This window comes from Aquabacterium sp. (genome assembly GCF_030652515.1).
Taxonomy (GTDB): domain Bacteria; phylum Pseudomonadota; class Gammaproteobacteria; order Burkholderiales; family Burkholderiaceae_C; genus Aquabacterium.
The window spans coordinates 1-12,483 of the sequence record NZ_JAUSAR010000197.1 but is presented as its reverse complement, the minus strand read 5'-3'; the positions used below and the strand labels follow the sequence as shown (position 1 = coordinate 12,483).

Genomic DNA, 12,483 nt, shown 5'->3' with positions numbered 1-12,483 from the left:
CAGGTGGCCATCGGCCGACCGATCGACGGTGTCAGCACCTGGGTGCTGGACGCCGACCTGAACCCGGTGCCGCCAGGCGTGGTGGGCGAGCTGTACCTGGGCGGAGCAGGCCTGGGGCGCGGCTACCTCAACCGGCCCGCGCTGAGCGCCGAGCGCTTCGTGGCCGACCCGCAGGGCACGCACGGTGAGCGGCTGTACCGCACGGGCGACCTGGTGCGTTGGCGCGACGATGGGCAACTGGCCTACGTGGGCCGCATCGACCACCAGGTCAAGATCCGGGGCCTGCGCATCGAGCTGGGCGAGATTGAAGCACAACTGCTGGCCCAGTCCCAGGTGAGGGAGGCGGTGGTGGTGGCGCAGACCGCAGCAGGTGGCGCCCGATTGGTGGCTTATGTGTCAGCCGCCCATGGCGACCAGCGCCTGGACACCCAGGCGCTGCGCGCACGCCTGGGCAGCGCGCTGCCCGAGTACATGGTGCCGGCCACGATCGTGGTGCTGCCCGCCTTGCCGCTGAACGCCAGCGGCAAGATCGACCGCAAGGCGCTGCCACCGGTGGCACTGGACGAGGCGCGGGCCTATGAAGCGCCGCAAGGCCAGGCCGAAGAGGTCCTGGCCCAGGTGTGGGCACAGGTGCTCGGGGCCGAGCGGGTGGGGCGCCAGGACAACTTCTTCGAGTTGGGCGGTGACTCGATCATCAGCCTGCAGATCGTGGCGCGTCTGCGCGCGCTGGGCTGGAAAGTCACGCCGCGCCAGATGTTCGAGCGGCAATCGCTGGCGCAACTGGCCATGGTGGCTGAGCCGGTGGAGGTGAAGAAGGGCAAGGCCCCGGCAAGCCAGGCCGAAGGCGAAGTGGCCTTGCTGCCCATCCAGGCCGGGTTCTTCGAGCGGGAGGTGCCGGCGCGGCACCACTGGAACCAGGCCGTGCTGCTGCACAGCCAGGAGGCCTTGGCGCCACAGCACCTGCGCCATGCGCTGAAGGCGCTGGTGGCGCAGCACGACAGCCTGAGGCTGCGCTACACCCAGGCGGCCGACGGATCCTGGACACAGCGCTACGAGCCCGTCTCCGACGACCAGTGGCAGGAGTTGCTGTGGGTGCGGCAAGCGCGCAGCGCGCAAGACATCGAAGGGCTGTGCGAGGAAGCGCAGCGCAGCCTGGACCTGGCGCAAGGGCCCTTGCTGAGGGCCTTGGCCATCGAGGTGGGCGAGGGCGGCGGCTGGCGGCTGTTGCTGGCCATCCACCACCTGGTGGTCGATGGGGTGTCCTGGCGCATTCTGCTGGAGGACCTGCAAGTGGCGTATGGCCAGAGCCAGGCCGGGCAGGCCATCGCCTTGCCGGCCAAGACCAGCAGCTACCGGGATTGGGCCTTGGCCTTGCAGGGCCATGCGCAGACCCTGGGCGATGAACTGGCCCATTGGCAGGCGCTGGCTGGTTTGCCCACCGAACTGCCTGGCCGCCAGCTGCAGGCGCCTGACGCCGAGGCCAGCCGGGCCACCGTCGAACTCAAGCTGGACGCCACGCTGACCGGCAAGCTCCTCAAGGAAGCCCCCGCGGCCTACCGCACCCAGGTCAACGACCTGCTGCTGACGGCACTGGGCCAGGCCCTGTGCACCTGGAGTGGCCACGATCAGATCCTGATCGACCTGGAAGGCCATGGCCGCGAAGACTTGTTTGACGACATCGACCTGTCGCGCACGGTGGGCTGGTTCACCAGCCTGTTCCCGGTCACGCTGGATGCGCGGGGAACCCCTGCCGAAGCCCTCAAGCGCGTCAAGGAAAGCCTGCGCAGCATTCCCGGCAAGGGCTTGTCATTCGGGCTCCTCAAGCACTTCGGCACCTTGGCGCAGCAAGAGGCCATTCGCGCATTGCCACGGCCTCGCGTCGTCTTCAACTACGTGGGGCAGATCGATGGCACGGACCCGGCGCAGTCGCGCTGGCCACTGGCCGACGAGTCCAGCGGTGCCCATTTCGACCCCGCCTCGCGGCCCAGCCATGAACTGGTCGTGGAAGGCCGGGTTCAGGGCGGCGAACTCAAGCTGGGCCTGAACTTCAACCCATCCCGGCATGACCGGGCTGCGATCGCCAGCTTGGCAGCGCAACTGCGGGAGGCGCTGGCCGCCCTGATCGCGCATTGCACCAGCGGTGAGCGGGGCGTGACGCCTTCGGACTTCCCGCTCGCCAAGCTGACGCAGGTGCAGCTGGACCAGTGGCCCGTCTCGCCTGGCTTGCTCGAGGACGTCTACCCCCTGTCACCCATGCAGGAAGGCATGCTGTTCCACAGCGTCTATGGGATGCAAAGCGACGCCTATGTCAATCAATTGCGGGCGGACATCGGTGGGCTGGACACCGACCGTTTCAAGGCGGCATGGCAGGCCGCCATGGCACGGCACGAAGTGTTGCGCACGGGGTTCATGCAAGGCGAACAGGCTTTGCAATGGGTGACCTCATCGGCGCAACTGCCGCTGGCCGAGCATGATTGGCGGGCTCAGGGTGAAGACACTGCGCAGGCACTCGACGACCTGGCCAGGTCCGAGCAGGCGCGAGGCTTCGACCTCGGTCAACCCCCATTGATGCGGTTGGTGCTGGTGCGGGTGTCCGACAAGCAGCATCACTTCATCTGGACGCAGCACCATTTGCTGCTGGACGGCTGGAGCACCTCGCAGCTCCTGGGCGATGTGTTCAGGCACTACGGCGGGCACGCGCCCACCGGGCCAGGCAGCCGGTACCGCGACTACATCCAATGGCTCCAGCAGCAGGATGAGCACTCATCCAAGGCGTACTGGCAGCAACGGCTGAGCGTCCTGGCGCAGCCGACCAAGCTGGTGGACAGCCTGCCCACGCTCCGCCAGGCCGGTGCCGGGCATGGCGAGCACGCGGCCACGCTGGACGCGCACCAGGTCCAGCGCCTGCTCAAGGTGGCCCGCACGGAGCGGATCACCGCCAACACCCTGATCCAGGCGGCCTGGGCCTTGCTGCTGCAAAGCCAGCTGGGCCGCGAAGCCGTCTGTTTTGGCTCGACGACCGCGGGGCGGCCCACCATGCTGGAGGGCATAGGCCAAACGGTTGGCCTGTTCATCAACACCATCCCGGTCGTGGCCGCGCCAAGGCCCGAGCAAGGCGTCGATGATTGGCTGCGCGAGCTTCAGGCCCAAGGCGCGGCATCGCGGGAGCATGAGCACACGCCGCTGGCGCAGGTCCAGCGCCAGTTCGATGCCCAGGGCCGTTCCCTGTTTGACTCGATCATCGTGTTCGAGAACTACCCGCTGGACGAGGCCTTGAGGCAGGGGGCCGATGGCGGCCTGAGCTTCAGCGGCGTGCGCACGGCCAATGGCAACCACTACCCCTTGACCCTGCGTGTACGGCTGGGTGAGCAGCTGTGCCTCGACTACCTTCACGACCGCGCGCACATCGACGAAGCCACCGTTCGGCGCCTGGCTGGGCGATTCGACGGTCTCCTGGTCCAATTGATCGATGTGATGGCCCACCGGCCCAGCACCTGCGTCGGCGCCTTGCCATGGCGGGATGCCCGCGAGGATGGCGCGTTCGAGGTTCCGCGCGACAACGTGCTGAGTTGGTGGCGTCAGTCCGTCCACCGCACGCCAGAAGCCCTGGCCGTCATGGACGAGGCCGGCAGTTTGAGCTTTGGCGAACTTGATGCCCGCAGCGATCACCTGGCCGCAGATCTGCGGGACCGTGGCGTCAGGGCAGAAGTGCGCGTGGGGGTGCATGCGCAAAGGTCGCTGGCCATGGTGGTGGGCCTGTTGGGCGTGCTCAAGGCGGGTGGCGTGTATGTGCCGCTGGACCCGGCGCTGCCCGCGGACCGCCTGGTCTACCAGGTGAAGGACAGCGGCGCGGCGTGGCTGTTGAGTGCCGAGCCCCTGACCTGGGCGCCTGGCGTGCCCGTGTTGCCCTTGGACTTGACAGCGGGCATCGGGCAAGCCGGGCAGGGGGCGGGCGAGTTCAACGGCCACCCCGCTCAATCCGCCTACCTGATCTACACCTCGGGCTCCACCGGCCAGCCCAAGGGTGTGGTGGTGAGCCATGGCGCCTTGGCCAACTACGTTCGGGCCGTGCTGGAGCGGATGGACCTGCCCGAAGATGCGCGAAGCATGGCCATGGTGTCGACCGTGGCGGCCGACCTCGGCCACACCGTCTTGTTCGGGGCTTTGTGCTCGGGCCGATTGCTGCACCTGATCTCGGCCGAGCGTGCCTTCGACCCGGACCGGTTTGCCCAGTACATGCACGACCACCAAGTCGATGTGCTCAAGATCGTGCCCAGCCACCTGCAGGCACTGATGCATGCGGCTAATCCGCAGGATGTGCTGCCGGCACGGCGCCTGATCGTGGGTGGCGAGGCCACGACGTGGGCCTTGCTGGACCGCGTCATGGCCTTGCGTCCGGGCCTCCAGGTGCTCAACCACTATGGGCCGACCGAGACCACCGTCGGCATCCTCACGCAGGAGGCCGCGCTGGCCAACCGCGATGCAGGCTCCTTGCCGGTGGGTCGGGCCTTGGCCAACAGCCAGGCCCATGTGCTGGACGCCTGCCTGCAAGAGGTGCCCGTGGGCGCGGCTGGCGAGCTCTACCTGGGCGGCGCCGGCCTGGCGCGCGGCTACCAGGCCAGGGCCGGGCAGACGGCCGAGCGCTTCATCGCCAGTCCCTTCGGCGATGGGCAGCGCCTTTACCGCACCGGCGACCGCGTCAGGGTGCTGGACGATGGCAGCCTGGCTTTCCTGGGGCGTGTGGATGACCAGGTGAAGGTGCGCGGTTATCGGGTGGAGCTGCGTGAAGTGGCCCAGGCCATGCGGTCCCGGCCCGGTGTGGCCCTGGCCGAAGTCATCGCCCGCGAAACCGCGGATGGCCGCACGCAGCTGCTGGCTTATGCGGTGGCCCGGCCTGGCGAGGCACTGGACGTGGCCGCCTTGCGCGAGGACCTGTCGCGCACCTTGCCCGAGTACATGGTGCCTTCTGTCATCGTGGAGATGGCGTCGCTGCCGCTGACCGCCAATGGCAAGGTCGACCGCAAGGCGCTGCCCGATCCCGAGCAGGCGCCACGGCAAGGACATGCAACGCCGCAAGGCGAGACCGAGCAGGTCCTGGCGGAGATCTGGGCGCAGGTGCTGCGGCTGGAGCAGGTGGGGCGCCACGACAACTTCTTCCAACTGGGTGGGGACTCCATCCTCACTTTGCAAATCATCGCGCGGGCCCGTAAACGGGGGCTCAAGATCACACCGAGGCAACTGATGGAATTGCAAACAGTCGCCGCCATCGCGGCGGAGACGGCCGGGGTGGACCCCGTGGCCGCCGCGGCGTCGGCCATTGCCGCCAGCGCGGCAGCCGAGTTGGACCGCCAAGGCGGGTCCTTCGACCCGACCCCTGTCCAACACTGGTTCTTCGAGCAGCGTTTCGATGAACCTCAGCACTGGAACCAGTCCTTGATGCTGGCCGCCGCCGAGGTGGTCGAGCCGGCCCGGGTGAGGCAAGCGGTCGAGCAGGTGGTGGCGCACCACGATGCGCTGCGGCTGGGCTTCGAGGAACGCGCTGGCGCCTGGCATCAGGCCTATGCGCCCGCCACGGATTTCGCCTGTTTCGAGCGCCTGGACCTGTCCGCGGAACGCCAGGTGGCGCCCGCCATCAAGGCGGCGGCGGACCTGGCCCAACGCAGCCTGAGCCTGAGCCGTCCCTTCAAGGCGGTGTGGATGGATCTGGGCGCGGGCCGGGCCGGCCGCCTTCTGCTGGCCGCCCACCACCTGGTTGTCGACGCGGTGTCATGGCGGGTGATCCTGGAAGACCTGCAGACGGCTTACCGGCAACTGCGCGAAGGCCAGGCCGTGGACCTCCCGGCGCGCACCAGTTCCTTCCGGGACTGGTCGCAGGCGCTCCACGAGCACGCCCGGAGTGCCGCGCTCCAGGCCGAGTTGCCCTACTGGCAAGCCGTGGCCGGCATCGCAGAGCCACCATTGCCCGGCGATGCTTCGGGCAGCAACCTCGTGTCCGATGCCCGCACCCTCGACACGACGCTGGACGAAGAGCGCACCGAGCAGTTGCTCATCGAAGTGCCCCAGGCCTACCGGACCCAGATCAACGACGTGCTGTTGACCGCGCTGGCCCGCACCTTGTGCGATTGGGCCGGACGCGACAGCGTGCTGGTCGAGCTGGAAGGCCACGGACGTGAGCCCTTGGATGAGTGCATCGACCTGTCCCGGACCGTGGGCTGGTTCACCACCTTGTTCCCCGTGCGGCTGACACCGGCCAGTACGGAGCCGGGCGCCAGCCTCATGGCGATCAAGGAGCAACTGCGCCAGGTGCCCGCCAAAGGCCTGGGTTATGGTGTGCTGCGCTACCTGACGGAAGCGGGACACTCCCTGGCCGATGCGGCTTATCCGCAGGTCACGTTCAACTACCTGGGCCAGTTCGACCAGAGTTTCGACGCGGATGCCGTGTGGCGCCTGGCCCGTGAGCATTCGGGCCAGCAACGCTCGCCCGCCAGCCGGCGCCGGACCTGGCTCGATGTCGGGGCCGTCATGCACCGGGGCGAACTTCGCCTGAGCTGGACTTACAGCGCCGCCATCCACGACGAGTCGACGGTGCGCGATCTGGCCGAGCGCTTCCAGGCGGAACTGGAAGCCCTGATCGACCATTGCATCGATGGCGCGCATGGCGTGACGCCTTCGGACTTCCCCCTGGCCAAGGTGACGGGCGAGCAACTGGCTGGCCTGGCTCTGCCGGCCTCCAATGTCCAGGACATCTATCCGCTGGCGCCCATGCAGCAAGGCTTGCTTTTGCACACGCTGGTCAATCCCGGCTCGGGGATGTACCTGATGCAGGACCGCTACCGTTTCGATTCGGAGATCAATGTCGAGGCCTTCACGCAGGCTTGGGATCGGGTCGTCGAGCGCTACGAGGTCTTGCGCACGGGCTTTGTCTGGCAGAACGACGAGATGCCGCTGCAGGTGGTGCACCGAGCGGTGCCTTCCGCCGTGCAATGCCTGGATTGGCAAGGCGTTGACGAGGCCGAGGTCGAGCGCCGCATCGAGGCCTTGCTGCAGGAAGAGCTGTCCACCGGGTTCAACATGACCGTGCCGCCACTCATGAGGGTCCGACTGATCCGTGTGGCACAGGCCCAGTTCTACGTGCTCCAGAGTTTCCACCACATCCTCATGGACGCCTGGTGCCGTTCCCTGCTGCTGCGCGAGTTCTTCCTCCATTACGAGGCAGCCCGGCAGGGGCAGGTCGCCGACCCCGCCTTGCCCAGGCCTTACCGGGATTTCATCGCCTGGCTGCAGCGCCAGGACGAAGACGCCTCGCGCGCCCATTGGCGTGCGGAGTTGCGGGAGGTCGACACGGTCACCCCCATGCCTTACCAGCGCCAGCAAGCCCGCTCGGACGCTCTGGCGACGGTCGCCGATGCCAGCCGCGCCCTCACCAAGGCTCAGACTGCCGCGCTGCACCAGTTTGCCCACCAGCACCAGCTCACCGTGAACACGGTGGTGCAGGGCGCCTGGGCGATGCTGTTGGGCCGGCTGACGCAATCGACACAGGTGGTGTTTGGCGTCACGGTCGCGGGCAGGCCGCTGGAGCTCACCGGCATCCAGGAGACGGTGGGCCTGTTCATCAACACGATTCCCCTGCGTGTCGAGTTGCCGCCGCCAGAAATCCCCGTGGTCGCGTGGTTGCGCGATCTGCTGCTCAAGAACCTGGTCATGCGCCAGCACGAGCACCTGCCCCTGGTCGAGATCCAGGCCATGAGCGGCGTGCCGCGTGGCCGCGGCTTGTTCGACAGCATTTTCGTGTTCGAGAATGCGCCCGTCGATGACAGCGTGACCGGCAAGGCGCAAGACCTGAAGGTCTCGTTCAAAGGCAACCGCACCCACACCAACTACCCCTTGACGGTGGTGATCGCGCCCGGTGAGTCGCTGGTGCTGCAGTTGTCTTACGATGCCCGGGTTTTCGAGGCGGCCGACGTCGATCGCCTGGTGGCCAACTTCCACCACCTGCTCATTCAGATGATCGACAACCCCGGCGGCAAGGGGCACGAGCTGACCTTGCTGCCCGATTCAGCGCGCCAGTCCTTGTTGTCGCAAGGCCAAGGCACCCAGGCCGACCATCCCTTCGATCAGGGCCATGCCGAACTGTTCCGGGCGCAGGCGCGCCTGCATCCTTCAAGGACGGCGGTGCGCTGCCTGGACCGCGCACTCAGCTATGCCGAGCTCGACTCGGCGGCCCAGCGCATTGGCCATGGCTTGCGGCAGGCCGGTGTCCGCCCGGACAGCGTGGTGGCCTTGTATGCAGACCGTGGTCTCGAATTCCTGAGCACGGTCCTGGGCGTGTTCCAGGCCGGTGGTGCCTACCTGGCCCTCGACCGCAAGCACCCGGCCCAGCGCCTGGCCAACGTCCTGGCTTCCAGCCAGGCCGCCGTGGTGGTCACCGTGGCCGACCTCGTGCCCGAGCTGGAGGCCATCCTGTCGGCGTGTCCCCAACCGCCCCAGGTGCTGGTGTACGAAGAACTGGTGGCCGTGGCCGCGCCGCAAGGCTTTTCCCCTTCACCAACCAGGCCCGATCAGGCGGCCTACGTGATCTACACCTCGGGTTCCACGGGTGAGCCCAAGGGCGTGGTGGTGACGCAGGCCGGCATGCTCAACAACCAGCTGAGCAAGGTGCCCTTCCTGGGCCTGGGACCGGGCGACGTCATCGCGCAGACCGCGTCCCAGGGTTTCGACGTGTCGGTCTGGCAATTGCTGGCCGGCTTGCTGTGCGGCGCCTGCGTGGACATCGTGCCCGATGAGATCGCGCGGGATCCGGGCGCCTTGCTTCGTTGCGTGCAAGACCGTGGCATCACGGTCTTGCAAAGCGTGCCGTCGCTGATCCAGGCGATGCTGTCGTCACCGGCGGTGCCATTGCCGGCTTTGCGCTGGCTGCTGCCCACGGGCGAAGCGTCGACGGCCGAGATGGCGCGCCAATGGTTCGTGCGCTATCCCGCCATCCCCTTGGTCAATGCCTATGGCCCGGCCGAGTGCGCTGACGACGTGTCCTTGCACCTGCAGAATGTTCCGCCAGACCGGCACGAGCACCTGCTGCCGATCGGACGCCCGACGGACAACACCAGCTTGCTCGTGCTGGATGATCAACTGGACCTGCTGCCCCCGGGGGTGGCCGGCGAGTTGTACGTGGCCGGTGTGGGCGTGGGCCGGGGCTACCTGAACCAGCCCCGGCTGACAGCCGAGCGCTTTGTTCCGCACCCCTGGCCCAGCGAGCCTGGCGCGCGGCTCTACCGCACGGGCGATGTGGCACGGTGGCGCGCCGATGGCGTGCTCGAGTACCTGGGCCGCGCGGATCAGCAGGTCAAGATCCGCGGGCAGCGTCTGGAACTGGGCGAGATCGAAGCCCAACTGGCCCGGCTCGATGCCATCCGTGACGTGGCGGTGACCGTTCATGAAGACGAACACGGCGAGCGTTGGCTGGTCGGGCATGTGGTGCCTGCCGATTCGGCCCTGACCGAAGCGGGCGCGCCAGGCTTGCCAGCGTGGCGGGAATCCTTGCGGGCCCACCTGAAGGACCGGCTGCCCGCCTACATGATCCCGACGTTCTGGGTGCCCTTGGCGTCTCTGCCCTTGAATGCCAATGGCAAGGTGGACCGGAAATCGCTGTCCTTGCCGCAGGACTCCCTGTCGAGTGGGCACCACGAGCCCCCTCAAGGCGAGGCCGAGGAGGCCATGGCGGCCATCTGGGCCGACGTGCTCAGGCTCGGCCAGGTGGGGCGCCAGGACAACTTCTTCGAACTGGGCGGCCATTCGCTGATGGCCATTCAACTCATGGAGCGCGTCAGGCGCCATGGCTGGGCCATGGAAGCGAAAACCATCTTCCAGCATCCACGCCTGGCCGATTTCGCCAAGGCTGTTGCCGGGGCGCGGAGCCTGGACCAGCCCGAGAACCCGGTGCCCCCCAATGGCATCCCCGAGGGTTGCAAAGCGATCACGCCGGACATGCTCACGCTGGTCAAACTGGACGCCGCACAGGTCCAGTCCATCGAGGCGGCGATGCCTGGTGGCGCCGCCAACATCCAGGACATCTACCCGCTGGCGCCTTTGCAGGAAGGCATCCTGTTCCACCACCTGCTTCGGCCCCATGGCGATCCTTACATCCTGCCTTACCTGATCGCTTTCGACACCACGGCGCGGCTGGAACGTTTCATCGCCAGCCTCAACCAGGTGATTGCTCGGCATGACCTGATGCGCACGGCCGTGTTGTGGGAGGGCTTGCCCGAGCCGGTGCAGGTGGTGCATCGGCAGGCCGAGGTGCGGATCGAATGGTTGACGGTGGCGGAGCTGGGTGAACCCCAGGCGCCAGCCGACGTGGCCAAGTCCCTGGGCGCCTACCTGCGCTCCGAACGATTCCGCATCGATGTGCGCCAGGCGCCCATGATCCGTGCGCTGGCCGTGCGGGATGAGGCACGCGGCCGCTGGCTGCTGCAACTGCCCAGCCATCACCTGGTGCTGGACCACACCACGCTGGAACTGCTGAGCCAGGAGATCGCCCTGGTCCAGCAAGGCCGTTGGGCGGAGTTGCCGGCACCGGTTCCCTTCCGTGGGTTCGTGGCCCAGGCCCGACAGGAGTCCGCCGTGGCGGCCCACGAGGCCTTCTTCAAGCAGACCCTGGGCACCTTGACCGAGCCGACAGCCCCTTACAACCTGCTGGAGGTGCAGGGCGATGGCTCCCGGACCGAAGAGGCATTGGTGCCATTGGACGAGGACTTGGCGTGGCGTGTGCGCCAGGTGGCGCGCAGCCACGGCGTGAGCCCCGCGTCGGTCTTCCACCTGGCCTGGGCCTCCGTGCTGTCCAAAAGCAGTGGGCAGGACGACGTGGTCTTTGGCACCTTGCTGTTCGGCCGCATGCAGGGCGGTGGCGACGTGGCACGCGCCGTGGGCATGTTCATCAACACCTTGCCCATCCGCATCCAGTTGGGCTCGCGCGGCATCGCGCAATGCCTCAAGGAAACGCACACCGCCTTGACCGAACTCCTGCAGCACGAGCATGCCAGCCTGTCACTGGCGCAGCGCTGCAGCGGCCTGCGCAGCGGAACGCCCTTGTTCTCGGCCATTCTGAACTACCGCTATAGCCTGCCCAATGAGGCCCGGGACGACGGTGTCTGGGAGGGCGTGGAGGTCCTGGGGGGCGAGGAACGCACCAACTACCCCTTCACCCTGTCCGTCGATGACCAGGGCGAAGGCTTCACGCTGAAGGCCCTGATCGATCGCGCCATCGGGGCACAGCGCGTGTGCGATCACGTGCAGGCCGCGCTTCGGTGGCTGGTCGATGCTTTGTTGAACCAGCCCCACCAGCCGGTGGGATCAGTGCAACTGCTGAGCTCTGAAGAGTCCTTCAAGTTGCGAAGCTGGAGCGTGAATGGACAGGTGCGTCCGGATGCCAGGCCGGTGCACGAGCTGATCGAAGCGCAGGCTCAGGCGCAGCCAGACGCGGTGGCCGTGGTCTTCGGCCAGGCGCAGCTGAGCTACGGCGAACTCAACGAACGGGCCAACCGCCTGGCCCACAGGCTGCGGTCCCTGGGCGTGGTGCCTGACACCGCAGTCGGCATCGCCGCCGAGCGCTCGCTGGAGATGGTGGTGGGCCTGCTGGCCATCCTGAAGGCAGGCGCCGCCTACGTGCCCATCGACCCCGAGTACCCGCCAGAGCGCATCGCCTACATGGCCAGCGACAGCGGCATCGAGCTGCTGCTGACGCAGTCGCACCTGGCCCATGCCCTGCCATGCCCGGCGCACGTGCGCCTGCTCCTGATCGACCAGCTGGACCTGTCGGGCGAGGCCAGCCACAACCCGCAAGTGGCGCTACACGGCGAGAGCCTCGCCTACGTGATCTACACCTCGGGCTCGACCGGCCAACCCAAAGGGGCGGCCAACCGCCACCGGGCGCTGCACAACCGCCTGAGCTGGATGCAATCGGCCTATGGACTGGACGAGACCGACACCGTCCTGCAAAAGACCCCCTTCAGCTTCGACGTCTCGGTGTGGGAATTCTTCTGGCCCCTGATGGTGGGCGCGCGCCTGGCGATGGCCGCCCCCGGGGACCACCGCGACCCCGAACGCCTGGTCGAGCTGATCCAGGCCCATGGCATCACCACCATCCACTTCGTGCCCTCGATGCTGCAAGCCTTCATGGGCCACGAACAGGTGAGCCAGTGCAGCGGCCTCAAGCGCATCGTGTGCAGCGGAGAAGCCCTGCCGGCCGAACTGCAAGGCCAAGTCCTGCAGCGCCTGCCCCAGGCGGGCCTGTACAACCTGTACGGCCCCACCGAGGCGGCCATCGACGTGACGCACTGGACGTGCCACGACGATGGGCAAAGCCAGGTGGCCATCGGCCGACCGATCGACGGTGTCAGCACCTGGGTGCTGGACGCCGACCTGAACCCGGTGCCGCCAGGCGTGGTGGGCGAGCTGTACCTGGGCGGAGCAGGCCTGGGGCGCGGCTAC

General features: G+C 67.6%; 1 protein-coding gene. It reads left to right on the top strand.

The genetic code is table 11. The annotated features are described in order from the left end of the window. Nucleotides 1-12,483 (top strand): non-ribosomal peptide synthetase (locus tag Q7V20_RS22835; RefSeq protein WP_304796231.1); only part of this gene is annotated, 12,483 nt, incomplete at both ends.